Origin of the sequence: Nocardia huaxiensis (assembly GCF_013744875.1) — a bacterium.
GTDB lineage: Bacteria > Actinomycetota > Actinomycetes > Mycobacteriales > Mycobacteriaceae > Nocardia > Nocardia huaxiensis.
The window spans coordinates 3,195,883-3,220,328 of sequence record NZ_CP059399.1 but is presented as its reverse complement, the minus strand read 5'-3'; the positions used below and the strand labels follow the sequence as shown (position 1 = coordinate 3,220,328).

Genomic DNA, 24,446 nt, shown 5'->3' with positions numbered 1-24,446 from the left:
CGCCCTACCTGGTGCTGGTGGAACAGGATTCGTCTTGTTCTTGGTACGCGGGCACGAAGGTGTCGGGGCGAGAGGTCAAGCGCCCCACCATGACCTGGCGTACGTGCGCGGGCAGCATCGGTGCGAACTTGCGCACGTAGGAGTTCATCCATTCCGGCTTACCGAGCAGGAACGGGAAATCGGTCGTCATCATTGTACGCACCACGAGCATGGGCATGGGCGCGTCCAATGGCCGAAAATCCTTGTTCCACAACCCCGGTTGATCGCAACCCGGATAGAACTGTCCCAGCATGTTGCCCTGTTCCACGAATTTGGTCTTGAATTCCGCATGGATCTCGTCGATCAGCGAATAATCCTGCAAATTCGGAAACACGGTGATCAGCGCGCGCAGCACCGAAGTGGAACTACCGTTCCCCGTGGGTAGTTCGGGATACACCTGGAGTGCGTCCTCGATGATCGCGCGCACCCATTCGGGCCGCGGGTCCACCGCCGGAACCCGCGCCAGCCAGAGCAGATCCCTGCGCATGGAAGGTCGTACATACGGGCAGACCGGCCCGTCGCGTCCCAGTTCGTCACTGGGCTGGGTCAGAAAAGATTCTGCCCAAGATCGAAAAGCCGCCACCGTGGAACGCGCGGCGGGGCACGATGATCCGGTGTCCCCCAATGAGACCCATTGCAGCCCCGAGCGGGGCCCGATAACACGCTCGCTCATGACTTCACCTCGGCAGATCGAGCACAGCGGTAGGCGCCGTTGCCCATACTCTTTAAATCATCCGCCGGTCATGGGCTGTTAACACGAGTACCGGGATACCTGAATTCGCGTACTGCGCCCCAAATTTCGGGGGCACACAAATAAAGAAAAGACCGGTCAGGCATTGACCGGTCTTTTCTGGATACTCGGATTGCGCAGTCGATCAAGCGCCGATCAGCCGTGCGGCCAGGTAGCCCTCTACTTGATCAAGAGCGATGCGCTCCTGCGCCATGGAATCGCGCTCGCGCACGGTCACGGCCTGGTCCTCGAGGGTGTCGAAGTCGACGGTGATGCAGAACGGGGTGCCGATCTCGTCCTGACGGCGGTAGCGGCGGCCGATGGCGCCGGCGTCGTCGAAGTCGACATTCCAGTTCTTGCGCAACTGCGCGGCCAGGTCGCGCGCCTTCGGCGACAGGTCGGCATTGCGCGACAGCGGCAGCACCGCGGCCTTCACCGGCGCGAGGCGCCGATCCAGGCGCAGCACCGTGCGCTTCTCCAACTCGCCCTTGGCATTCGGAGCCTCGTCCTCGGTGTAGGCGTCGACCAGGAAGGCCATGAGCGAACGGGTCAGACCGGCCGCCGGCTCGATCACGTACGGGGTGTACCGCTCGCCCGACTGCTGATCGATGTAGACCAGATCCTTGCCCGAATGCTCGGAATGGGTCTTCAGGTCGAAGTCGGTGCGGTTGGCGACGCCCTCGAGCTCGCCCCACTCGCTGCCCGCGAACTGGAAGCGGTACTCGATATCCACCGTGCGGGTGGAGTAGTGCGAGAGCTTCTCCTTCGGGTGCTCGTAGAGCCGCAGGTTCTCCGGGTCGATGCCCAGATCCGTGTACCAGGCCATACGCGTGTCGATCCAGTACTGGTGCCACTGCTCGTCCTCGCCCGGCTTGACGAAGAACTCCATCTCCATCTGCTCGAACTCACGAGTACGGAAGATGAAGTTGCCCGGCGTGATCTCGTTGCGGAACGACTTGCCGATCTGCGCGATGCCGAACGGCGGCTTCTTGCGCGCGGTGGTGGCGACATTGTCGTAGTTCACGAAGATGCCCTGCGCGGTCTCCGGGCGCAGGTAGTGCATGCCCTCTTCGGACTCGACCGGGCCCAGGTAGGTCTTCAGCATCATGTTGAAGTCCTTGGGCTCGGTCCACTTGCCGACCGTGCCGCAGTCGGGGCAGCCGATGACCTCCATGGACACCGAATCCGGGTCCGCGATCTTGTGCTTCTCCGCGTACGCCTCCTGCAGGTGGTCCTGCCGGTGCCGCTTGTGGCAGTTGAGGCATTCGACCAGCGGATCGTTGAACACGGCGACGTGACCGGAGGCCACCCACACCTGACGCGGCAGGATGATCGACGAGTCGAGGCCGACCACATCGTCACGGCTGGTCACCATGGACCGCCACCACTGCCGCTTGATGTTCTCCTTGAGCTCGACTCCCAGCGGGCCGTAATCCCACGCCGACCGTGTGCCGCCGTAGATCTCGCCGCTCGGGTAAACGAGACCCCGACGCTTGGCAAGGTTGGCGACGGTGTCCACCTTCGACTTGGGTGCCACTGAAGATATCTCCATCCGGTCCGGAAGATTGCAAAGGATTCACTCCAGCCTATCGGTAGGCGGCCAGCGGATTTTCCGGGGTTCGGGACCGCGTTTCGGGGGTTCGGGGGCGAAGCCCCTGAGAGCCTCCCTGAGAGTTAGGGCGCGTCCGTTTGACATGCGCACACGTGCATAGGAAAGATGGCATTGGTTTCCAATAAGGAGTTGGTACTGATGACCACCGATAGCGGTGCACCGCTGCGACGCTCCGTCGCGACCGAGGCTCCGACCGCGATTCCGCACGACCCGTACCCGTACCGGTCGCCCATGCCACCAGCGGTTCCGCCGCGCGGAATCCTCGACTCGGCCGGTGAACTGCTACGCGCGCTGGCCGCGCCGGTCCGCATCGCGATCGTGCTCCAGCTACGCGAGTCGCCGCGCTGTGTGCACGAGCTCGTCGACACCCTCGGTGTGACGCAGCCCCTGATCAGTCAGCATCTCCGAATCCTGAAATCGGCCGGCGTCGTCCGCGGCGAACGCACCGGCCGCGAAGTCATCTACGAGCTCGTGGACGAGCATCTCGCGCACATCGTCATCGACGCGGTCGCGCACGCCGAGGAAGGGTGATCAGTGTCCTCTACTACCCCGCCCGCCAGCGACAAGACGGTCGGCGTCCGCAGTACCCGCCAGCGCAGCGCCATCTCGGCCCTGCTGGCGGATATCGATGAATTCCGGTCCGCCCAGGAGCTTCACGATGAACTCCGTAAGCGCGGCGAAGGAATCGGGCTGACGACGGTGTACCGGACCCTCCAGTCGCTGGCCGACGCCGGCATGGTGGACATGCTGCGCACCGACACGGGCGAGTCCGTGTACCGGCAGTGCTCCACCGGGCACCACCATCACCTGGTGTGCCGCCACTGCGGGCGCACCGTCGAGGTCGAGGGGCCCACGGTCGAAGCCTGGGCGGATTCCATTGCGGCCGAACACGGTTTCACCGATATCAGCCACACCATGGAGATCTTCGGCTCCTGCCGCTCCTGCTCCAACGGGAAAGGCTGACTCACGTGCGGATTGAGATTCACTAGAAAAACCGCAACTCCCGCCACGGATTCCGTGGCGGGAGTTGCGGTTTCAATCCGTGCGGATCAGGCGGCGACCGGAACCGGGACCTGCGCCGGAGCGGTTTCCGGGCGACGACCGCGCAGCGTTCCGATGCCGAGCAGCACGATCGCGGCGCCGGCCCAGGCCAGCAGCACCGTCAAAGGCGTTGCGGCAGCGGCGCCGTCGAAGAAGGCGACCGAGCGCAGCAGGCTGGCGGCAGCGCCCGGGGGCAGCAGCTGGCCGATGGTCCCCCACGGCTGCGGCAGCAGTTCCGGCGCGGAAGTGGCCGCGGAGAACGGGTTTCCGATGAGCAGCATGGTCAGCGCGGCCACGCCGATCCCGGCCCGGCCGATCACCGAGGCGAGTCCGACGACCGCGCCGGAGACCGCGAAGGACACCAGACCCGCGATGGCCGCCAGGGTGAGGTAGGAGCCGGGCAGCAGCGACAGCCAGCCCTGCACGATGGTCATGCTCAGCAGGCCACCGGCGACCGCGAAGGTGGCCAGGCCGAGGGCACGGGCGGGGACCGACGGAATCAGCAGGGTGAGCAGCACACCGGCGGCGATACCGGCCATGACCAGCGGCAACACCATGGCGCCGAAGCCGGCCCCACGCGGGTCGTCCGGATCGGCGGCCACCACATCCTGCACGGACGTGGTGGGCGCATTGCCCGACATCTGCTGTGCGATGGCCGAAAGCTGCTGCGCGACAATGGGGCTCGCGGCGGAGGCGACCAGCACGCTCGGGGCGCCCGCGCCGGTCACGACGGCCCCGTACACCTCTCGATCGCCGATCAGGGCTCGAGCTTCGGATTCATCTGCGACAGTGCGGATTTCGAATGCCTCGGCATCCTGCGCGGCGAGCTTCTGCGCGACCATCTCGGCCTGCGGTCCGGCGACGGCGACCGGCAGGTCGCGCGGCTTCACATTGGCGGCCGGCCAGGCGAAGGCGATCAGCATGAGGGCTTGGATCAGGGTGGCGGCGAGTCCGAGGGCGACGGCGCGCTTGGCAATGTTCATCAGGCACTTCCAAGAAAAGCGAATGTTCGTTCTTTGTTGGGACAACCCTGACATCCAGCTGTCACCTTGTCAAGAACGGATATTCGTTTTACTTTGAGTGCATGCCCCGAGTAAGCGAAGAACACCTGGAACGCCGCAGGCAGCAGATCCTCGACGCCGCGCAAACCTGCTTCGCCCGCAAGGGTTTGCACACCACCACCATGCAGGACGTATTCGCCGAATCCGGCCTGTCCGCAGGCGCGGTCTACCGCTACTTCAAGAGCAAGGACGACATCATCGCGGCCCTCACCACCGAGGCCACCGTCGAACTGCGCGCCGTCATGTACGAGTCCGTGTACAGCGATCCGCTGCCCACTCCCCCGCAACTCATCCGCACCATGGCCGACAGCATCGTCCGGCTCAGCGGCCCCGGCGGGCCCGTACGGCTCATCCCGCAAGCCTGGTCGATGGCGCTCACCGACCCCAATATCGGCGACTATGTGCGCACCAATATGGGCGGCATCCGCCGACTCTGGTTCGACTACACCAAACGCATGCAGGAACTGGGGTGGCTACGCGCCGACGCCGACACCGACGCGGTGGCCAAGGCCCTGCTCGGCCTGATGCCGGGCTTCATCCTGCAGCACCTGATCATGGGCGACACCGACCCCGAAACCTTCGCGCGCGGAGTTGAACAGCTGCTGCCGAGCTTCCAGTACTCCGCGCCGAGCCACTAGGGGGCCAGCAGCCCCTGCCGCGCCTGCCCGGCGCCCGAGAGCACCAGCAGCATCATGGTGGTCAGGGCGTCGTCGGACAGTCCCGCGCCCGGAAAGGTGTAGCGCAGCACCACATCCGCGAGCTTCTCGCGGACGATGACGCTGATGGAACCGAACTGCACCGAGGCATTGCGCTCGGCAACCCGCTTGTGCAGCTGCGGTTTCAGCGGCCGATCCCAGGCCAGCACGCAGGTGAGCGTGAGCACGTCCAGGCCGGGTGCCAGCGTGACCGCGCGCAGCGAGCACAGGCCACCCTCGAACTCGAAACCGAGCGCGTCGTCCTCGACCCGCACATCCACCTCGAAGGCGATGAGGATGGCGGCCGCGCGGGTGAGCAGCTCCTCCGCCGAGGTCAGATCGCTCACTTCACGCCACCGAACCGGCGATCACGCTTGGCGTACTCCAGGCAGGCGTCCCACAGATTGCGCCGGTCGAAATCCGGGAAAAGCGTTTCCTGGAACACGAATTCGGCGTACGCGGCCTGCCACAGCATGAAGTTGGAGGTGCGCAGCTCACCCGACGGCCGCAGGAACAGATCCACATCCGGCATATCCGGCTCGTCCAGGAAGCGGGCCACCGTCTCCTCGGTGACCTTCTCCGGATCGATCTCGCCCGCCGCCACGCGACGCGCGATTTCCCGTGCCGCGTCGGCGATTTCGGCCCGCCCGCCGTAGTTCACGCACATGGTGAGGGTCATCACCGTATTGTCCTGCGTGAGCTCCTCGGCGATCTCCAATTCCTTGATCACGCTGCGCCACAGGCGCGGTCGCCGCCCCGCCCAGCGCACCCGCACCCCCATCTCGTGCATCTCGTCACGCCGGCGCCGGATCACATCGCGGTTGAAGCCCATGAGGAAGCGCACCTCATCCGGGCTGCGCCGCCAGTTCTCGGTGGAGAACGCGTACGCCGACAGCCACTTCACCCCGATCTCGATGCAGCCCTCCACGGTGTCCATCAGCACCGCCTCGCCGCGCTCGTGCCCGGCGGTCCGCGGCAGCCCGCGTTCCTGCGCCCAGCGCCCATTGCCATCCATCACCAGTGCCACATGCCGTGGCACGAACTCCGCCGGAATGGCGGGCGGCTTGGCCCCGGACGGATGCGGCGACGGCGGACGCACCGTGCGCGTGGCAGTGGAAGGCTTGCGTGTACCGATCACGCCACCATCCTGCCCGACGCGCTCGAGCCGTCCACCACGACCACAACATTCGCCCGCGATCTCCACGAACCGCCCACATCATGCGGCCCGGCCGACGACCAGAACCCGACGGCGGGACTGTCAGCCGGCGACGGATTCGGCGGGGGTGACGGATTCGTGCGGGCGGGAACGCTCGATCAAGGGCAGGGTGCGGAGCTGGCGTTCCAGGTGCCATTGCAGGTGGGCGGCGATCAGACCGCTGGCCTGGCGGCGCAGGGAGTCGGGGACGGCGTCCACACCGGACCATTCACCCCGGTGCAGGGCGCTCATGTGTTCCAGGACGCCGAGCATGGGAGTGGCGGCCCCCGGGGGACGGCAGTGGACGCAGACCGCGCCGCCCGCCGAGACGTGGAAGGCACGGTGCGGGCCGGGGGTGGCGCAGCGGGCGCAATCGTCGAGGGCCGGGGCCCAGCCCGCGAAACCCATGGCGCGCAAGAGGAATGCGTCGAGGATGAGTTCGTGAGGGCGATGGCCCAGGGCGATGGCGCGGAGCGCTCCGGCGGTGAGCGTGTGCAGGCGCGGCGCGGGGGCGCGTTCCTCACCGGCCAGGCGTTCGGCGGTTTCGAGGACGGCGCAGGCCGTGGTGTAGCGGCCGTAGTCGGCGACGATATCGGCGGCGAACGCCTCGACCGTGTGCACCTGGGTGATGGTGTCCAGATTCCGGCCGGGATGCAGCTGCACGTCGACGTAGGCGAAAGGTTCCAGGCGGGCGCCGAATTTCGAGCGGGTGCGGCGCACACCCTTGGCCACCGCGCGCACCAGACCGTGCTGACGGGTCAGCAACGTGACAATACGGTCGGCCTCACCCAGCTTGTGCTGCCGCACAACCACCGCATGATCCCGATACAACCGCACCGCAACAGTCTTGCACGCCGCCCCGACGGAATCAGCCCGCGCCGCCCGCGTGGCTCGAAGCGAAGCGAGATGCCGGCCCCCCGACAGGCCGGCCCACCCCGAAGGTCAGCGCTGGTTCTGCGCGACGGCGGAGCCGGAGGTCGCGACGTTGACGGCCTGACCGAACAGGGTGAAGAGAACCGAAAGGATTTCCATGGTGACCTGTGTTCCTTAATTGACGCTGTAGCTGATCATCTTTCGACGGGGAACCCGAGAGCACACGTCTGCCCGGCACACGTCACTGCGCGCCGGGTAGTGGTCGACATGATCACCGAACCCCCCGGCGCACAGACTACCGCGAAGCCGCCTCCGACCTGGGCCGGAATTCGTGTCGGACACATCACTAACGCATCATTGCCGGTCCCCGGAAATGACATGTCCGAATACCGCCGGTCATGGGCGGCCGACTGCGGCAGATTCGACAGGGCAGGACGAGCGAAAGGAGACGAACAGATGAATATCTACACGACAATGGACAGCCCGCTGGGCGAACTGCTGCTGGTCGGAGCCCGGTCGGCCACCGCGCCGGGCGGCACGGCCCTGGCCTCGCTGTCCGTGCCCGGACAGAAGGGCGGAGTCACGGTGCGCGACGGGTGGATTCGCGACGACGCCGCATTCAGCACGATCACCGAGCAGCTGCGGGCGTATTTCTCGGGTGCGTCGACCGCATTCGATATCGAATTCGCCTCCGGCGGCACCGAATTCCAGCAGCGGGTATGGCGGGCATTGGACGAGATCCCCTATGGCGCGACCGTCAGTTACGGCGAAGTCACCGCGAAGATCGGTGAACCGCGCGAGCGGGTGCGCGCGGTGGCGGGGGCGATCGGCGCGAATCCCCTTCTGGTGGTTCGGCCTTGCCATCGGGTGCTCGCGGCCGATGGCGCACTGACCGGATACTCCGGCGGACTCGATCGCAAGCAGCGCTTGCTGGAACTCGAGCACGTGCTCCTGCCCATCTAGCCGATTCCCTTGCCGCGCACGGCAACAGCGTCACGCCACCGTGCCCGGCGATCCGTCGCACACCGACAGGAGCAGGCATGACTACGACAATGTCCGCCGCCCCGGACCGGCCCCGCCTGGTACCGGTCATCGAGAACGCGGTGGCGCAACAGGATTGGGCGGCACTGGCGGCCGAACTCGACGAGTACGGCAGCGCGCTCACCGGCCGCCTGCTCACCGCCGATCAGTGCCGGGCGCTCACCGAGCTCTACGACCAGGAGCAGCGCTTCCGCACCACCGTCGACATGGCCCGGCTGCGCTTCGGCTCCGGGCAGTACCGCTACTTCACCCACGACCTGCCCGCGACCGTGCGGGAACTGCGAGAAGCGTTCTACCCCAGGCTGCTTCCCATCGCCCGCGACTGGGCGAACCGCCTGGGACAACCCACCCCCTGGCCGGACAGCCTCGACGAGTGGATCACCCGGTGCCACCGGGCGGGCCAGTCCCGCTCGGCCCAGATCCTGCTGCGCTACGGCCCCGGCGACTGGAATGCCCTGCACCGAGACCTCTTCGGCGACATGGTCTTCCCACTCCAGGTGGTGATCGGCCTGGACGCCCCCGGCACGGACTACACCGGCGGCGAATTCCTCATGGTCGAGCAGCGCCCCCGCGCCCAATCCCGCGCCTCGGCCACCACCCTCCCCCAGGGCCACGGCCTCATCTTCACCACGCGCGACCGCCCGGTCCCCAGTTCCCGAGGCTGGTCGGCAGGCCCCATGCGGCACGGCGTCAGCACCGTCCGCTCCGGCCGCCGCCACACCCTCGGCCTGGTCTTCCACGACGCGACGTGAGTCTCCCAGGGGCTCCGCCCCCGGACCCCCGGAATCGGGGCGCTGCCCCCGTTAGGGGTGGGGCGTTCTCCAGGCAGGGGTTCGACGCGGGTGATGCGGTACTACGTCAGCACTGTCCGCCGCCACAACCGGCGCGTGGTCTTCCACCAGGACGCGACATGACCTACAGGCTGCTCGGGGCGGATGGGCTTCCCTATTCCAGCGACGAGCCCGGCACCCTCGGCGGTCATCGCCGATCGCGCATCTACGGCCGCCTCGACTGCCCGTCCGCCCTCCGCGCCCTCGCCCGCGGCCATTACGTCCGCCACCGCGTCTTCTTTCCCGATGAGCCCACCGCGATCGCGGCCGGATATCGCCCGTGCGCAGTGTGCATGAGTTCGGCCTACACCGCGTGGAAGGGCCGAAGCCCCTGAAAGCAATGCGGCGATCAAGTTTTGGTACGGGCGCGGATGCCGGGAACTCCCGGTGGCCGGCATTCGATCGCCCGTCTGTGCAGCGCCGGGATCGCAGCAGCCTGCAGAGTACCGCGCAGTTCAATGTTGGACGTGTGACCAAACTCGCGCTACGTTACCTCCGGGTACAACTTGGGAGACGGATCACATGACGACGGCGTCGGTTGGGGAACTCGGACTGGTCGAACTCGCGCAGGCACTCGCGGACGGGACGGTGAGTTCGGTGCAGGCCACGGCGGCGGCGCTGGATCGGATCGATGCCAGCCAGCCGGGGCTCAACGCGTTTCGGATCGTGCGGCGCGAGCAGGCGCTCGCCGAGGCCGCCGAGGCGGACCGGAAGCTGGCCGCGGGTGAGCGTGCGCCGCTGCTGGGGGTGCCGCTGGCCATCAAGGACGACACCGATTTGGCCGGGACGCCAACGGCTTTCGGATGCGGTGGGGATTTCCCGGTGAAGACCGAGGACGCGGAGTCGGTGCGGCGGCTGCGCGCGGCCGGTGCGGTGATCGTCGGAAAGACGAATACCTGCGAGCTGGGGCAACTGCCGTTCACCAGCGCGAGCGCCTTCGGGCACACCCGGAATCCGTGGAGCGCGAACCATACGCCGGGCGGGTCCTCCGGTGGGTCGTCGGCGGCCGTGGCGGCCGGATTGGTCCCTGCCGCACTGGGTTCCGACGGAGCGGGGTCGGTGCGCATTCCGTCGGCGTGGACCAACCTGGTGGGCATCAAGCCGCAGCGCGGGCGCATCTCCACCTGGCCACTGCCGGAAGCGTTCTACGGGCTCACCGTGAACGGCCCCCTGGCCCGCACCGTCGCCGACGCCGCACTGCTGCTGGACGCCGCCGCCGGACCGCACCCCGGCGATCTGCACACCCCGCCCGCGCTGACGGTGTCCGATGCGGTCGGCCGGGACCCGGGTCGGCTGCGCATCGCGCTGTCGCTGCGAATTCCGTTCACCGCCACCAAGACCGCGCTCGATCGCGAGGTGGAAGCGCGCGTACACGCTACGGCCGCCACCCTGCGCCGTCTCGGCCACGAGGTGACCATCGCGGATGTGCACTACGGCGTGCTCTCCGGCGCGACCTTCCTGCCGCGCTCCATGGTCGGCATCCGCGAGGCGCTGAACCGGCTACCGGGCGCGCAGGTCGATCCGCGCACCCGGCACAATGCCCTCACCGGCCGCATCCTGTCACCGCTGCTGTTCGCGGCCCGTCAGGCAGAACCGTTGCTGCACAGGCAGATCGGCGGCATCTTCAAGAACTTCGACGTGGTCCTCGCGCCCACCACGGCGACCCCGCCGCCGGACGTGCACTCCATCGACGGCATCGGCTCGTGGGCGACCGACGCCCTCATCACCGCCGCCTGCCCCTACACCTGGCCGTGGAATGTCCTCGGCTGGCCGGCCGTGAATGTCCCCGCGGGCTTCACCGCCACCGGCCTCCCGGTCGGCGCGCAGCTCATGGGTCCCGCCAACTCCGAGCCCCTGCTGGTTTCCCTTGCCGCCCAACTGGAATCGGAACTCCAGTGGCACAAGCAGCGCCCCGTGGCCTGGTGGGAGCAGGCCACGGCCTGATCGGAACTCAGCCCTTGTCGCCGCCGAGATTGCCGGTGAAGCGGCTACCGAGGAAGGCCACATAGGCCAGGAAGCCCACCACCCCGATCACGCGGGTACGCCGGAAGGCGATGGCCAGACCGAGCAGGAGTTCGGTCATGCCATTGCTGTAGGTCCAGCGCCGGGTGTCCTGCGGGAAGGCCAGTTTGGTGACCGGTTCGAACGCGCCCGGTGCGGTGAAGTGCGCCGCGCCGGTGCCCGCCAGCCCGAGGCCGAACAGGCGGGCCGGGACGCTGTCCGGCGTGCGCGCGTTGATCACCACCGGGTTCTTCGGCGTCTTGCCGGCGACCAGTGCCTGACTCGCCTGCCGCTTGCGCTTGCGCTCTCCCATGCACAACTCCTGGAGTCACACCGCCCCTTTGTCTGGGACAGCCCTCATCGCAATCTACCGGACGTCACCACAAGGGGCTTGGACCACCGCGGGCCGATGCGGAACCGGCCGGGTCAGGCCGAGCGGTACGGCCGAACCGGGAGTTCACAGGTCAGAAGCCGAGCTTGCCCAGTTGCTTGGGGTCGCGCTGCCAGTCCTTGGCTACCTTCACGTGCAGGTGCAGGTAGATGCGGACGCCGAGGATGTGCTCGATCTGCTTGCGGGCGTTGGTGCCCACCTCTTTCAGGCGGGCGCCGGCCTTGCCGATGATGATGGCCTTCTGGCTGGGGCGTTCCACGTAGAGGAGGGCGTGGACGTCCAGCATGTCCTCGTTCTCCTCGCGAGGGAGGATCTCCTCGATGACCACGGCCAGGGAGTGCGGGAGCTCGTCGCGCACGCCTTCCAGGGCGGCCTCGCGAATGAGCTCGGCCATGAGGGTTTCCTCGGGCTCGTCGGTGAGCTCACCGTCGGGGTAGAACGCGGGGCCCTCGGGCATCTGGGAGGCGATCACGTCGATGAGCACCTCGACCTGCTCGCCCTTGACCGCCGACACCGGCACCACCTCGGCCTCGGGACCGAGCAGCGCGGAGACCGCCATGAGCTGATGGGCGACCTGGTCGCGGCTCACCTTGTCGATCTTGGTGACCACGCCGAGCAGGGTGGTCTTGGGGGCCATCATCTTGACCTGGTCCACGATCCAGCGGTCGCCGGGGCCGATCTTCTCATCCGCCGGAATACAGATGGCGATCACGTCGACTTCCGAATACGTATCGCGCACAAGGTCGTTCAGGCGCTGACCGAGCAGGGTGCGGGGACGGTGCAGACCGGGGGTGTCCACCAGGATCAGCTGCGCGTGCTCACGATGCACGATGCCGCGAATGGTGTGCCGGGTGGTCTGCGGGCGCGAGGAGGTGATGGCGATCTTCTGCCCCACCAGGGCATTGGTGAGCGTGGACTTGCCGGTGTTCGGCCGTCCCACGAAACATACGAAGCCCGAACGGAATTCGTCCTTGGAGCCCTTGGAGTCCTTGCCGGTCATTCGAATACCTCCGATTCGGTGTCGAGGTCGAAGCCTTCCGGGACATTCCGCTCCCCCACCGCATTACCGGCCTCTGATCGCTCTGCGGCAATGGGGTTCTCGACGCCGTACGGGTCGGCGCCGTCCTCGATGGTGTCGTAGACGACACCCTTGCGGTCGGTGAACACGATGCGCGCCGAGGACGACACCTCACGCACCGCCGTCACCCCCGGATCGGAGAACTTCACGCCGACCACCACGGCCGCCTCGAAACCCTCCGCGCCGCTGGAGATCGCCGCCGCCACCGCCGCCTGCAGGGCGGTCAGCCGCAGCGCCGTCAGGCTCACCTCACCGGCCGCGTAGGTGCGCCCGTCGGTATCGCGCACGGCCGCACCGCCTTTGCCGCCGGTGCGCGCCATCGCACCGCGGGCCAGGATCAACAGCTTGTTGTCCTCGGCGTCCAGTTCAGTCATCGGCTTCTCCGTCCTCGTGTGCGCCGTCGCCGGGCTTGTGTTCGCCCGCTTCGGTTTTCGTCTTCTCCGGCGCTCGTTTCACCACGACCGTGTGCACCCGCACCCGGCCGCGGGCGTCCGAACCGCCCTCCCCCTTGAGTTGCAGTCCGTGGATCACGGCCTTGGAGCCGGGCAGCGGGACGCGGCCCAGCGCGTGGCCGAGCAGGCCGCCGACGGTGTCGACGTCCTCGTCCTCGATCTCCATGCCGAACAGATCGCCCAGGTCTTCGACCGGAAGGCGTGCCGACACCCGGTATTTCCCGTGCCCGATGTCCTCGACAGGGGCGATCTCGTCCTTGTCGTATTCGTCGGCGATCTCACCGACGATCTCCTCCAGGACATCCTCGATGGTGACCAGCCCGGCGATGCCGCCGTACTCGTCGACCAGCACCGCCATATGGTTTCTGCGGCGCTGCATTTCGTCGAGCAGGGCATCGAGGGGTTTGGAGTCGGGCACGAAGACGGCCGGGCGCATGACCTCCTGCACCCGCACCTTCCGGCTCCGATCCGCATACGGCACAAGGTCTTTCAAGTACACGATGCCGACCACATCGTCCACGTTCTCGCCGATCACCGGGATACGCGAATGTCCGGACCGCACAGCCAGATTCATGGCCTGCGCGGCGGTCTTGTCGGATTCGATCCACACCATCTCGGTGCGCGGCACCATCACCGCGCGGGCGGCCGTCTCGCCGAGCTCGAACACCGACTGGATCATGCGGCGTTCCTCGTCGTCCACCACGCCGCGCTCACCGGCCAGATCCACGACCTCGCGCAGTTCGATCTCGGAAGCGAAGGGGCCGTTGCGGAATCCCTTACCTGGGGTGATGGCATTACCGATGAGAATGAGCAGCTTGCTGATCGGGCCGAGCAGCGTGCCGATGGCCTGCAATGGCAGCGACGCGCCCAGCGCCAGCGAATACGCGTGCTGACGCCCCAGCGTGCGCGGCCCGACACCGATGACCAGATAGTCCACCAGCACCATCACCGCCGCGGTGATGACCAGTGCCTGCACCTCGCTGAGCCAGTCCATGAGCACCGCCGCCAGCAGCACCGTCGCGGTGATCTCGCACAGCACACGCAGCAGCACCATGAGATTCACATAGCGCGGCCGGTCGGTGATGATGCGCGCCAGCCGGGCCGCGCCCGTGCGCTCGGCGCGGACCATATCGTCCACGCGCGCAGCGGAAATCGTGTTCAGCGCCGAATCCAGCGCAGCGAAGACGCCACCCGCGGGAACCAGAACGATCGCAAGCAGCAGCAGAACTATCGAATTCACGCCGGGCCCAGCGGATCACCGGCGTCGGTGAAACCGGTCTTGCCCAGCAGTCGCCGATCCCGTTCGGCGAGTTCGGCGCGATGCTGTTCCTCGCGCACATGCTCGTACCAGCCCGCGAGCAGCGAAGCCTGGAGTGCGAACATCTCCTTCTCCTCCTCGGGCTCGGCATGGTCGTAGCCGAGGAGGTGGAGCACGCCGTGCACGGTCAGCAGCGCAAGCTCGTGATCCATGGAGTGCCCGGCCTTCTCGGCCTGCTGAGCCGCGAACTCCGGGCACAGCACGATGTCGCCCAGCATGGACGGGCCGGGCTCGGCGGCGTCGGGACGCCCGCCGGGCTCCAGCTCGTCCATGGGGAAGGACATGACATCGGTCGGACCGGGCAGGTCCATCCAGCGCATGTGCAGATCGGCCATGGTGTCGAGATCGACCAGCACCATCGACAGCTCGGCAGCCGGATGGACGTCCATCTGGCTGATCGCGAAGCGTGCGACGCTGACCAGTTCTTCTTCGGATACCTCGATACCCGATTCGTTGGCGATCTCGATGCTCACCGGATAAGGCTATCTGGCGAGTTCAGTGTCGCTCGCCTCGGCTCGCGGCACGCCGCTGCGCCCGATTGCCCGGATAGTGCACCGCCGCCGGTGGCCTGGTCTCGGCCTCGTACCTGTCATAGGCATCGACGATCGCCCCGACCAGACGGTGCCGCACCACGTCCGCGCTGGTGAGCTCGGAGATGTGGATGTCGTCGATGTCGGTGAGGATCTCCGTGGCCGCCCGCAGGCCCGAACGGGCGCTGCCGGGTAGGTCGACCTGGGTGATGTCACCGGTCACCACGATCTTGGAACCGAAGCCCAGACGGGTGAGGAACATCTTCATCTGCTCGGCCGTGGTGTTCTGCGCCTCGTCGAGAATGATGAACGAATCGTTCAACGTGCGACCGCGCATGTACGCCAGCGGCGCGACCTCGATGACCCCGGCCGCCATGAGCTTCGGAATGGCTTCCGGATCCATCATGTCGTGCAGGGCGTCGTAGAGCGGCCGCAGATACGGGTCGATCTTCTCGTTGAGGGTGCCCGGCAGGAAGCCCAGCCGCTCCCCCGCCTCCACCGCGGGACGCGTGAGAATGATGCGGTTGACCTGCTTGGTCTGTAGCGCCTGGACGGCCTTGGCCATGGCCAGATACGTCTTGCCGGTACCGGCCGGGCCCACACCGAACACGATGGTGTGCGCGTCGATGGCGTCGACATAGCGCTTCTGGTTGAGCGTCTTGGGACGGATGGTCTTGCCGCGCCGGGACAGGATGTCCAGGCTCAGGACCTCCGCGGGAGAGTCCGAGGAACCCTCGGTGAGCATGGAGTACGTGTGCCTTACCGCCTCTGGGGTGACCACGCGGTTGCGGGCGGTCAAAGCCACCAGCTGAGCAACCACGCGTTCCGCGAGCGCCACATCGGCGGGTTTGCCGGTGAGCGTCACGGAATTGCCGCGGACATGGATGTCGGCCACGAGGAGGCGCTCGAGTTCACGCAGGTTCTCATCAGCAGAACCCAGGAATCCGAACACCGACTCCGGTGCCAATTCGATGCTGGAACGAACGGTCCGCCCCGCCGGTCCGGACCCGATACCGCCGGCGCCGATGCCGGCAGCGGGCGTGTTCTGGTCGCCGATTTCGCCTGGATTTCTCAAAAGTGGCTATAGCCTGCTTTCCGGTCTCGAGCCTCGTTTCGTTGACCAAAGTTTACCGCCGCCCACCGACAGCGCCCAGTGAATAAGCCGCTACCACCAGCGCTGACGCTGGACTGCCGCGCCCCCGCCGCCCAGGCGTTACCGCGAAAGCGGTTTCCACCGGGTGATTTCGGGGAACGCGGCAGCTGGTGTCAGCAGAGGTTTCTGGCCGCGGCGTCGACGTACTCCCGCGCCTCGGCGGGCGACACGACGATGGCGCCACGGCCGTTCTTGTTGATATTGCGCTCGAAGACCGTGGCGATCTCCTCCATCGACGCGCCCTGCGAGATCGCGTCGCAGACGATGTAGCCGTCCCGCACCAGCAGCTCCGGCCGCTGATCGATGAAGGGCGAGAACACGGGCACGGCGGCACGCACCTCGTCGAGGAAGGCGGCTTCACGCTCGGGATCGGCGGCAGCCGCGCCGGCGCAGGCAGCGGTGGTGACGACCGCGAATACGGTTGCGGCAGTGAGCCGTCGGAATATGGACAAGATCGCATCCCCTTCTAGTGCAAGATCACCTGCCTATCTCCGCGCCCACGACCGGCGTTAGCGCCGAATTCCGCTCTGCGCGAATTCGATCCGGCCGTTGCGACCCGGCCCAGTCGACGGCGAAATCACGAAAACGGCGCACCGCCTCCGACTGCGGCGCGGTCGTCGGCCAGATCAAGCCGACCTCCCGCGTCGCATGCGGGTCGGCGAGCGGGACAAGGGCGGGGCCCGGCTGCGGGCCGCCCACCGGGTCCTCGGCGGGCAGCACCGACACGCCCAGACCGACCGCCACCAGACCCGCGATGGTGCCCAGATTGCTGCACTCGAAGGTGATGCGCGGGCGGAAATCGGCTGCGGCGCAAAGATCGTCGAGCACGTGCCGCATACCGAAGCCGGGATGCATGGCGATGAAATCGGCGTCGGCGACCTCGGCGAGGCGGACCTGGCGGCGCGCGGCCAGCTTGTGATCGGCGGGCACGGCCAGCGCCAGCCGCTGGCGCAGCAGCGGCCGCCAGCCCAGGCCCGCCCCGGTCGGCTTCGGAGACACCAGGCCCAGGTCGGCGGCGCCGGCGAGCACGGCCGCGGTGACGGTGTCGGCCGCATCCTGGTCGAGCGTGAAGGTGACGCGGCCCGAGCCACGCCGGAACCCGGCGATCAGCTCGGGAACCACACGCGCGCCGAGCGAATGCTGAAAAGCCAAACGCACCACGCCGAGTGCGGGATTGGCCAGGTCGGCGAGTTCCCTTGCGGCCGTATCGAGTTCGGATTGCGCCCGCCGCACATGCTCGTAGTAGATCCGGCCGAACTCGTTGAGCGTCAGCCGTTTTCCGTGCCGATCGAACAGTCGCACACCCAACCGCCGCTCCAGCCGGGCCAGCATGCGCGACAGGGTCGGCTGCGTCAGGTGCAGCCGCTCGGCCGCCGCACCGACGCGCTCCAACTCGGCGAGGGTGATGAACCAGTGCAGATCGTCACTCGGCACCGATGACCTCCCGGAAGCCAGCTCAGCTAATGCATCTGACGCATTAGCGCCGCATTTATTATGCATTTCCTTTCTCATTCTGAACGGCTGATCCTCGGAGAATGACCGCTCAGCCACTCGCCCGGGCCACGGCCGTCGATACCGGCACGCGAAGCCACGAACGCCGGATCACCCTCGCGCTGTTCGCCGCCGGGCTGACCACCTTCGCCTCGATGTACAGCGCCCAGGCGCTGCTGCCGAGCCTGTCGGCGGCCTTCGGGGCCGAACCGGCGCGCGCGGCCCTGGCGGTATCGCTGACGACCGGACTGCTGGCGGTGGCGATCATTCCGGTGAGCGCGCTGTCGAACCGGTTCGGCCGCACCCGGGTCATGACGGCCTCGGCGCTGACGACGTGTGCGATCGGGCTGCTGCTGCCCCTCAGCCCGTCACTGGACGTGCTGCTGGCCGGGCGCGCACTGCAGGGGGTGGCGCTCGCGGGTGTACCGGCCGTCGCCATGGCGTACCTCGCGGAGGAGATCGGCGCGGCCGGACTCGGCACGGCCATGGGCGTCTACATTTCCGGGACGACCCTGGGAGGGCTTGCGGGACGGCTGATTCCGGCCGTCACCCTGGGGACGGCGTCCTGGCGCTGGGCGGCGGCCGCCATCGCCGTGGCGGCAGCCCTGTGCACGCTCTGGTTCGTCCGTACCGTCCCGGCATCCCGACGATTCACCGCGAGTTCGGTCCATATCCGCACGCTCGCCGCGGATTTGGCGGATCACCTGCGCGACCGCACCCTGCTGCCACTGTTCGGCCTGGCTTTCCTGCTGGCGGGCGGCTTCACCGCGATCTACAACTTCCTCGGCTTCCGCCTGACCGCCGCGCCATTCGAACTGTCCCCTGCCGCAGCGGGTTCGGTCTTCGTCATGTACCTCGCGGGCACCGTCTCCGCGACCGTGTCGGGCCGCCTGTCCGGCCGATTCGGTCGCACCCGGGTGGTCACGGCGGCCATCCTGACCATGGCGGCCGGCCTGCTCCTCACCATCCCCGACCGGCTGCCGACCCTCCTGCTCGGCGTATTGCTGTGCACCGCAGGCTTCTTCGGCGCCCACGCGGTAGCCGGCGGCTGGGTCGGAGCGACCGCTACGAAAAACCGCGCGGCGGCCTCCTCCCTCTACCTGTTCGCCTACTACCTCGGCAATTCCGTCCTCGGCGGCGCAGCCGGCCTCGCGTTCGGCCACGGCGGCTGGACCACCTTGACGATCTACGTCGCGGTGCTCGTACTCGCCGCAGCCGCCCTGATCGGCATGCGGTCAGCGCGTTCCTCGCCGGCCGAGGCCCAAGCACCCACTGCGTGAGGGGTTTTCAGCGAGTGCCCGCTCGGCTACGAGGCGCGGCCTTCGGCCACTGGGCTGCCCGGCCTGGTCGCCTACGTCACCATCCTGCTGCCGGGGACCACCGCGCTGGTGCCCTGGCCGCGTTCGACGGTGCGGCAGGTATCGCATTCGGCCACGGCGGGTGGACGGCATTGACGGTGTACGTCGCGGTGCCCGTGCTCGCGGCCGCCGGTCTGCTAGCCGTGCCGCACACCGCGACGCGCCGATCCGGACCACGATCCGCACCGGCGGGTTCAGGTGCTGAGCACGCCTAAGCTGCGGGCCATGTCACAACAATGGATCCCGCTCGCCTACGATCCGAATCGGCGCTGGCCCATGTCACGGGTCGTCGTTCTGATCGGAATCGCGCTGACGTTGCTCGGTACGCGGGCGCCGCTGTTCACCACGCAGGGCGGCAGATTCAGCTATGACCTGCAGGATCTGAAGGACAAGGGCGCGCCCGGTGTGGTGCTGCTGACGATCGGGCTGGTGGTGATCGCCGCGCTAGCGCTGGCGGTGGAGCGGGTGCAGATCCCGCCGGTGCGGCTGGCGCTGCTGGTGCTCGCGGTGGCCGAAACGCTGGGCGCGCTGGTGGCGGTGCTCTCCGGGTATTCGATGGTGCTGGCACGGTTGGCCGCAGGGAGCGGTTGGTATCTCGACTCCCCCAAGGGCGAGGTCGAATTCCGTTGGGGGCTGATGGCTCTCGTGCTCGGACTCGCCCTCTTGATCGGCGGTGCCGTGGAATGGCAGCGACGCGGGGCGGCCATCGCCGAGGCCCAGGCTGCCCATTCCTGAGGGCGTTCAGCGAGCTCCGAGCTCGCCGATCAAGGTCCGATAGGTCGCGTAGGCGGGTTTGGGAGTGTAGTCGTCGGTGGTGATGCCGAGTTGGGTCAGGGGTTCGGGGTTGGCGGAAACCGGGTCGCGCAGGCCGAACAGTTCGTAGACGGTGATGTTGGCGGACTTCGCGCATGACGCGATGGTGCGGATCATGGTTTCCAGGCGGGCGGCCTGCTCTGCCGGGGTGCGGTCGGGGGCGGTGGGAGTTCCGTTCTCGCAGAGGTGGATCGGCGTGGTTGCGGTCAGATGTGCTTGCGGGAGACAGGTTTCCCGCAGGTGGGTGATGCCGTGCCGGATGAGGTCGGCCACGGCGTCCGCCGGTACCGGTGAGAAGGCGTCCGGGTACAGGGCCAGGCCGATGTAGTCGATGTGCTCGGCGAATTCCGCGGGCGGGACCGCGGCCAGGGCGGCCCAGAACGGCTCGTCGCCGCCCAGCCATTCCGCCGGTTCGGCGACCGAGAAGCCAAGTGCGACATCGTGGTAACCCGCCGCGGCCAGGGCCCGGCGGGCGTGCGGCACGCCGCGGATGAGGGCCTCGAGGATGCCGGGGGAGCTGCCGTCGATCCATTCGATGGGGAAGTTCGGTTCGAGGGTGATCTGCAAGTAGCGCACGAGGTGGCCGTAGCGTGCGATGACCTCGTCGATGAAGGACAGCCAACCGGCGATATCGGGCTCCTCGGGCTGGTAGCACAGGACCAGATCCAGGTGACGACCATCCGCGTACCAGTGATCCGGCATGGTGAGGGCGCGCAGGCGATCGGCGGGGCGGAGCAGGCGCGCCTTTTCCGGATCGGCGGGCTCACCCAGGAAATGCAGGTACTCGCGGACGACGAACGAGCCCGCGCCCTGGAGGTCGCGGACCAATCGGTCGATGGCCGCCGGATCGTCGGGCTTGCCGGTCGCGCGCCCGATCTGGCTCGCGGCATGGATACCGAATTCGAGTGGCATGCCATCGACCATAGCTCGGATTTTGGTGTCACACCAAAATTGGAGTGACACAGTATTATGGTGCGACCGAGAGGAGAAACGTGGCTCTGCGTGAGGAGAAGAAGCGCGCTACCAGGACCGCGCTGGCGGATACCGCCATGGTCATGTTCGCCGAGCGCGGGTTCGAGAAGGTGACCGTCGCGGAAATCGCGCGGGCGGCGAATGTGTCGGTGAATACCGCGTTCAACTACTTCCCGACGAAGGAAGATCTGTTCTTCGATCGGCAGGACGAGGTGATCGACCGGCTCGCGCGGGCGGTACGGGAACGCGCCGACGGGGAGTCTGCCGCCGCCGCGGTGCGACGCGTCTTTCTCGACGAGCTGGCGCGTGATGAACCGACGCTCGGATTGTCCACGGCCGCAATACCGTTCTGGCGGATGATCGACGGCAGTCCCGCACTACAGGCTCGGCTGCGGCGGTTGAACGAGGAATCCGAAGCGGCCCTGGCCGATTCGCTCACGGCCGCGATGGGCACGGGCGACAGTGACCCTGCCCCACGTCTGCTCGCCGCTGTGCTGGCCGGTGTCGATCGGGCGCTGCATGCCGAGATCCGGCGTGGAATTCTGGCCGGGGAAAACCCGGAAGTGGTGCGCGCCAGGGTCGAAGACGCCGCCACGCACGGATTCGATCGAGTGGCCGCGTCGCTCAGCGGGTAGTGGATCCCGGCCAAGACCACGCCGGGATGACGAAGGCGGGTGGCTCACCAGCCGCGATGACCGACGCGCTGGACTCGCTACCAGCGCGGGGTCAATGCCCCCAGCGCGCCCAGGGCGACCGCGGCGGCGGTCGAGGTGCGCAGCACCGTGGGGCCGAGCAAGACGATGTCCGCACCCGCATCCGCCAGGGCATCCACCTCCGAATCGTCAAGCCCGCCTTCGGGTCCGACGATCAGCACCACTTCCCGCACGCCGGTGAAGGGCAGTTCGGTGAAACGGCCCGCGCCGGATTCGTGCAGGGCCGCCACGATCGCGCCATTGGCCTTGGCGGTGCGGACGAGGTCGAGAAGCTCACGGGTGGTGTGCAATTCGGCGACGTCGGGGATGTAGGCGCGGCGGGATTGGCGGGCGGCCTGCTTGGCGGCGGCCCGCCATTTCTCGACACCCTTGCGCGCCTTGGCTTCCCAGTTGGAGACGCAGCGCGACGCCTGCCACGGGACGATGGCGTCGGCGCCCGCCTCGGTCATGAGTTCGACCGCGAGTTCGGAGCGGTCGGACTTGGGCAGCGCCTGCACCACCGTCACCTGCGGGGTGGCGGGGTCGGCGATGCGCCGGTTCAGAACCTTCAGTTCCAGCCGATCCTTCTGGGCCGCAACCACTTCCGACTCGGCGAGCACCCCGTGCCCGTCGGAGAGCGTGATGGGCTCGCCGACGCGGATGCGGCGCACGGTCGCGGCGTGCCGCCCCTCGGGGCCGTCGAGGACCGCGGTCGCACCCGGTTCGGGAACCTCGTCGAGGTAGAAGACGGTGGCGGCCAAGGGATCAGCGTCCGCTGAAGGAGGCGCGCAGGCGGGCGAACAGTCCGGAGTTGTGCTCGGACTGGGCCGTCATGACCTCGGTGCGCTCGTTGGGCCGCAGGCCCTTGTACTTGCGCAGCAGGTCGGTCTGCTTGCTGTCCAGCTTGGTCGGGATGACGATGTCCAGGTGCGCGATGAGGTCGCCGCGCGTGCTGGCCCGCAGCTTCGGCATGCCGTGGCCGCGCAGGACCGAGGCTTCACCGGGCTGGGTGCCGGCCGGAATGTTCAACTCGACCGGGCCGTCCAGGATCGTGTCGATGACGACCGTCGCGCCCAGGGCCGCATCGATCATCGGGACGCGAATGGTGCAGTGCAGGTCGTCGCCGTCGCGCACGAAGGTGTCGTGCGGCTGCTCCACGATCTCCACGTAGAGGTCGCCGGCGGGACCGCCGCCGGGGCCGACCTCACCCTGCGCGGCCAGGCGCACCCGCATGCCGCTGGCCACGCCCGCCGGAATCGGCGCGGCGATCTCGCGGCGCGAACGCACGCGGCCGTCGCCACCGCACTTGCGGCAGGGGTCCGGAATGGTCTCGCCCGCGCCACGGCAGGTGGGGCACGGCCGCGAGGTCATGACCTGGCCGAGGAAGGACCGCTGCACGGTCTGCACTTCGCCTGCGCCGCCACAGGTTTCGCAGCGCACCGGCTTGGAGTTGCCATTGGTGCCCGCGCCCTGGCAGAGGTCGCAGAGGATGGCGGTGTCGACGGTCAGATGCTTGGTGACGCCGACCGCGCACTCCTGCAACGACAGTCGCGTGCGGATGAGCGAGTCCGCGCCGGGCTGCACGCGACCGCGCGGCTTGCGCTGGCTGCCGCCGCCGCTCATGCCGCCGAAGAAGGCTTCGAAGACGTCACCGAGGCCGCCGAAGCCGGCCCCGGAGAAGCCGCCGCCCATGCCGCCGGCCGATTCCATCGGGTCACCGCCCAGATCGACGATGCGGCGCTTCTCGGGATCGGTCAGCACCTCGTAGGCGGTCGACACCTCCCGGAATTTCTCCTGTGCCGCCGGATCCGGGTTGACGTCGGGATGCAGTTCACGCGCCAGCTTGCGATAGGCGCGCTTGATCTCCTGGTCGGTCGCGTTGCGTGCGACGCCGAGCAGTGCGTAATAGTCCCGTGCCACTTGCGCTCTCTAGTCCTGTTTCGTCTGCTTGCTCACCGTTCGGCGAGCACCTCACCGATGTACCGGGCGACGGCCGCTACCGAGGCGATCGTGCCCGGGTAGTCCATGCGCGTCGGTCCGAGTACCCCCATGCCACCGAGAACGGTACCGGGCATCCCGTATCCGGTGGACACCACCGCCGTGCCACGCATTTGCTCCAGCTTGGTTTCCTCACCGATCTGCACGGTCACCGTACCCGGCTGCTGGGCTGCTGCCAGCAGCTTCAGCACGATCACCTGCTCTTCGAGCGCCTCCAGCACCGTGCGCAGCGAGCCGGGGAAGCCGTTGCCGGGGAAGTCCGAGGCGTTGCGGGTGAGGTTCGCCGTGCCGCCCAGCACGAGCCGCTCCTCGGGATGTTCGACGAGGGTCTCCACGAGCACCGTCGACACCCGGATGAGTACGTCCCGCAGTCGCGCGGGTGAGTGCTCGGGCAGTTCGGCCACCGAGGCCGAGGCATTGGCGAGCCGCTTGCCCTCCATGGCCTTGCCGAGCATGCCGCGCAGGGCGGCCAGATCGTCCTCGCCGACGACATTGCCCAGATCGACCAGGCGCTGATCGACGCGGCCGGTGTCGGTGATCACCACGAGCAGCAGCCGCGCGGGGTTCAACGCGACGACCTCGATGTGCCGGACCGTGGAGGCCGACACCGTCGGGTACTGCACCATGGCGACCTGCCTGGTCAGCTGGGCCAGCAGTCGCACGCCGCGGCGCAGTACATCGTCGAGATCGACGCCGCTCTCCAGGAATTCCATGATGGCCCGGCGCTCGGCGTTCGACAGCGGCTTCACATCGGAGATGTGGTCGACGAACTGCCGGTAGCCCTTGTCGGTGGGGATGCGGCCGGAGCTGGTGTGCGGCTGGGTGATGTAGCCCTCGGCCTCCAGCACCGCCATGTCATTGCGGACCGTCGCACTGGAAACGCCCAGATTGTGGCGTTCCACCAGTGTCTTGGATCCGATCGGCTCCTTGGTCGAGATGTAGTCCGCGACAATTGCGCGCAGGACCTCGAGCCGTCGTTGCTCCGTAGTCGACATGGGACCCACCTCCGTTCACCGGATTCCAGTTTAATTGCCGTTGAGCAAATCACCCGCGCACGTGCCGTGGCCGGTGCGCTCGCGCTG

The 24,446-nt window shown here is 67.7% G+C and carries 27 protein-coding genes and 1 pseudogene; 10 read left to right on the top strand and 18 right to left on the bottom strand.

Going from position 1 to position 24,446, the window contains the following annotated elements; translation table 11 throughout:
* Positions 1 to 4: 4 nt before the first annotated feature.
* Positions 5 to 712 (bottom strand): DUF6875 domain-containing protein, encoded by a 708-nt coding sequence (locus H0264_RS14395; protein WP_231086874.1) that lies wholly within the window; start codon positions 710 to 712, stop codon positions 5 to 7.
* Between the two features lie 202 nt (positions 713 to 914).
* Entirely contained in the window at positions 915 to 2,306 is a 1,392-nt protein-coding gene (locus tag H0264_RS14390) for a glycine--tRNA ligase (RefSeq protein ID WP_276314008.1), read from the bottom strand.
* A gap of 306 nt (positions 2,307 to 2,612) precedes the next feature.
* On the opposite strand from H0264_RS14390, the gene H0264_RS14385 reads away from it, so the two are divergent.
* Positions 2,613 to 2,912 (top strand): ArsR/SmtB family transcription factor, encoded by a 300-nt coding sequence (locus H0264_RS14385; protein ID WP_231087106.1) that lies wholly within the window; start codon positions 2,613 to 2,615, stop codon positions 2,910 to 2,912.
* Positions 2,913 to 2,915: 3 nt separating this feature from the next.
* Positions 2,916 to 3,344 (top strand): Fur family transcriptional regulator, encoded by a 429-nt coding sequence (locus tag H0264_RS14380; RefSeq protein ID WP_181584421.1) that lies wholly within the window; start codon positions 2,916 to 2,918, stop codon positions 3,342 to 3,344.
* A gap of 86 nt (positions 3,345 to 3,430) precedes the next feature.
* On the opposite strand, the gene H0264_RS14375 is transcribed toward H0264_RS14380, so the two are convergent.
* Positions 3,431 to 4,405 (bottom strand): ABC transporter permease, encoded by a 975-nt coding sequence (locus H0264_RS14375; RefSeq protein ID WP_181584420.1) that lies wholly within the window; start codon positions 4,403 to 4,405, stop codon positions 3,431 to 3,433.
* 101 nt (positions 4,406 to 4,506) lie between these two features.
* On the opposite strand from H0264_RS14375, the gene H0264_RS14370 reads away from it, so the two are divergent.
* Complete coding sequence (locus H0264_RS14370) at positions 4,507 to 5,121, top strand: TetR/AcrR family transcriptional regulator (protein WP_181584419.1); 615 nt, start codon at positions 4,507 to 4,509, stop codon at positions 5,119 to 5,121.
* Here the strand turns inward: H0264_RS14370 and H0264_RS14365 are convergent.
* The 3 genes from H0264_RS14365 to recO form a co-directional block, all read right to left on the bottom strand.
* On the bottom strand, positions 5,118 to 5,525 hold the full coding sequence (locus H0264_RS14365) for a hypothetical protein (protein WP_181584418.1): 408 nt from the start codon (positions 5,523 to 5,525) through the stop codon (positions 5,118 to 5,120). The genes H0264_RS14370 and H0264_RS14365 overlap by 4 nt on opposite strands.
* Positions 5,522 to 6,316 carry an isoprenyl transferase gene (locus tag H0264_RS14360; RefSeq protein WP_181584417.1) on the bottom strand — a complete coding sequence of 265 codons (795 nt, stop codon included), beginning with the start codon at positions 6,314 to 6,316 and terminating at the stop codon, positions 5,522 to 5,524. Before H0264_RS14360 ends, H0264_RS14365 begins: the two co-directional genes overlap by 4 nt.
* A gap of 120 nt (positions 6,317 to 6,436) precedes the next feature.
* A complete protein-coding gene (gene recO / locus H0264_RS14355; protein WP_181584416.1) occupies positions 6,437 to 7,210 on the bottom strand; it encodes a DNA repair protein RecO in 774 nt (257 codons plus the stop codon).
* Between the two features lie 492 nt (positions 7,211 to 7,702).
* On the opposite strand from recO, the gene H0264_RS14350 reads away from it, so the two are divergent.
* The 4 genes from H0264_RS14350 (at position 7,703) to H0264_RS14335 (ending at position 11,061) form a co-directional block, all read left to right on the top strand.
* Positions 7,703 to 8,209, top strand: coding sequence for a methylated-DNA--[protein]-cysteine S-methyltransferase (locus H0264_RS14350; RefSeq protein WP_181584415.1), 507 nt, complete (start codon positions 7,703 to 7,705; stop codon positions 8,207 to 8,209).
* Positions 8,210 to 8,286: 77 nt separating this feature from the next.
* A complete protein-coding gene (locus H0264_RS14345) occupies positions 8,287 to 9,039 on the top strand; it encodes a 2OG-Fe(II) oxygenase (RefSeq protein ID WP_181584414.1) in 753 nt (250 codons plus the stop codon).
* A 158-nt stretch (positions 9,040 to 9,197) separates the two neighbouring features.
* Positions 9,198 to 9,452, top strand: a complete 255-nt coding sequence (locus H0264_RS14340) for an Ada metal-binding domain-containing protein (RefSeq protein ID WP_181584413.1) — start codon at positions 9,198 to 9,200, stop codon at positions 9,450 to 9,452.
* A gap of 187 nt (positions 9,453 to 9,639) precedes the next feature.
* Complete coding sequence (locus tag H0264_RS14335; RefSeq protein ID WP_181584412.1) at positions 9,640 to 11,061, top strand: amidase; 1,422 nt, start codon at positions 9,640 to 9,642, stop codon at positions 11,059 to 11,061.
* Between the two features lie 7 nt (positions 11,062 to 11,068).
* Here H0264_RS14335 and H0264_RS14330 read toward each other — a convergent pair whose 3' ends face one another.
* The 8 genes and pseudogenes from H0264_RS14330 to H0264_RS14295 form a co-directional block, all read right to left on the bottom strand.
* Positions 11,069 to 11,431, bottom strand: coding sequence for a hypothetical protein (locus H0264_RS14330; RefSeq protein ID WP_181584411.1), 363 nt, complete (start codon positions 11,429 to 11,431; stop codon positions 11,069 to 11,071).
* Between the two features lie 151 nt (positions 11,432 to 11,582).
* On the bottom strand, positions 11,583 to 12,509 hold the full coding sequence (gene era / locus H0264_RS14325) for a GTPase Era (RefSeq protein WP_181584410.1): 927 nt from the start codon (positions 12,507 to 12,509) through the stop codon (positions 11,583 to 11,585).
* Between the two features lie 143 nt (positions 12,510 to 12,652).
* A pseudogene (locus tag H0264_RS14320) lies at positions 12,653 to 12,961 on the bottom strand (cytidine deaminase); the annotation flags it as partial.
* Positions 12,954 to 14,279, bottom strand: a complete 1,326-nt coding sequence (locus tag H0264_RS14315; protein WP_181584408.1) for a hemolysin family protein — start codon at positions 14,277 to 14,279, stop codon at positions 12,954 to 12,956. The gene H0264_RS14315 and the pseudogene H0264_RS14320, both read right to left, overlap by 8 nt.
* Positions 14,276 to 14,830 (bottom strand): rRNA maturation RNase YbeY, encoded by a 555-nt coding sequence (ybeY, locus tag H0264_RS14310; protein WP_181584407.1) that lies wholly within the window; start codon positions 14,828 to 14,830, stop codon positions 14,276 to 14,278. The genes H0264_RS14315 and ybeY overlap by 4 nt, the downstream gene beginning before the upstream one ends.
* A 22-nt stretch (positions 14,831 to 14,852) precedes the next feature.
* The gene (locus H0264_RS14305) at positions 14,853 to 15,914 is read right to left on the bottom strand and encodes a PhoH family protein (RefSeq protein ID WP_231087110.1); all 1,062 of its coding nucleotides are present in this window, start codon (positions 15,912 to 15,914) and stop codon (positions 14,853 to 14,855) included.
* A 239-nt stretch (positions 15,915 to 16,153) separates the two neighbouring features.
* On the bottom strand, positions 16,154 to 16,492 hold the full coding sequence (locus tag H0264_RS14300; RefSeq protein ID WP_181584405.1) for a DUF732 domain-containing protein: 339 nt from the start codon (positions 16,490 to 16,492) through the stop codon (positions 16,154 to 16,156).
* Between the two features lie 25 nt (positions 16,493 to 16,517).
* On the bottom strand, positions 16,518 to 17,474 hold the full coding sequence (locus tag H0264_RS14295) for a LysR family transcriptional regulator (RefSeq protein ID WP_244976184.1): 957 nt from the start codon (positions 17,472 to 17,474) through the stop codon (positions 16,518 to 16,520).
* A 101-nt stretch (positions 17,475 to 17,575) separates the two neighbouring features.
* On the opposite strand from H0264_RS14295, the gene H0264_RS14290 reads away from it, so the two are divergent.
* Together H0264_RS14290 and H0264_RS14285 are read left to right on the top strand one after the other, a co-directional pair.
* Positions 17,576 to 18,811, top strand: a complete 1,236-nt coding sequence (locus H0264_RS14290; protein WP_181584404.1) for an MFS transporter — start codon at positions 17,576 to 17,578, stop codon at positions 18,809 to 18,811.
* A gap of 303 nt (positions 18,812 to 19,114) precedes the next feature.
* On the top strand, positions 19,115 to 19,624 hold the full coding sequence (locus H0264_RS14285; protein WP_181584403.1) for a hypothetical protein: 510 nt from the start codon (positions 19,115 to 19,117) through the stop codon (positions 19,622 to 19,624).
* Between the two features lie 6 nt (positions 19,625 to 19,630).
* Here H0264_RS14285 and H0264_RS14280 read toward each other — a convergent pair whose 3' ends face one another.
* Positions 19,631 to 20,614 carry a glycoside hydrolase 5 family protein gene (locus H0264_RS14280; protein WP_181584402.1) on the bottom strand — a complete coding sequence of 328 codons (984 nt, stop codon included), beginning with the start codon at positions 20,612 to 20,614 and terminating at the stop codon, positions 19,631 to 19,633.
* Positions 20,615 to 20,694: 80 nt separating this feature from the next.
* Here H0264_RS14280 and H0264_RS14275 point away from each other — a divergent pair, with 80 nt between their 5' ends.
* Positions 20,695 to 21,309, top strand: coding sequence for a TetR/AcrR family transcriptional regulator (locus H0264_RS14275; RefSeq protein ID WP_181584401.1), 615 nt, complete (start codon positions 20,695 to 20,697; stop codon positions 21,307 to 21,309).
* A 77-nt stretch (positions 21,310 to 21,386) separates the two neighbouring features.
* On the opposite strand, the gene H0264_RS14270 is transcribed toward H0264_RS14275, so the two are convergent.
* Genes H0264_RS14270 through hrcA form a run of 3 tightly spaced genes read right to left on the bottom strand, consistent with a single transcriptional unit; the run spans position 21,387 to position 24,359 of the window.
* Entirely contained in the window at positions 21,387 to 22,127 is a 741-nt protein-coding gene (locus H0264_RS14270; protein WP_181584400.1) for a 16S rRNA (uracil(1498)-N(3))-methyltransferase, read from the bottom strand.
* A 4-nt stretch (positions 22,128 to 22,131) separates the two neighbouring features.
* Positions 22,132 to 23,286: a molecular chaperone DnaJ gene (dnaJ, locus tag H0264_RS14265; RefSeq protein ID WP_181584399.1), complete on the bottom strand. Its 1,155-nt coding sequence runs from the start codon at positions 23,284 to 23,286 to the stop codon at positions 22,132 to 22,134.
* A gap of 32 nt (positions 23,287 to 23,318) precedes the next feature.
* The gene (hrcA, locus tag H0264_RS14260; RefSeq protein ID WP_181584398.1) at positions 23,319 to 24,359 is read right to left on the bottom strand and encodes a heat-inducible transcriptional repressor HrcA; all 1,041 of its coding nucleotides are present in this window, start codon (positions 24,357 to 24,359) and stop codon (positions 23,319 to 23,321) included.
* Between the last annotated feature and the right edge of the window lie 87 nt (positions 24,360 to 24,446).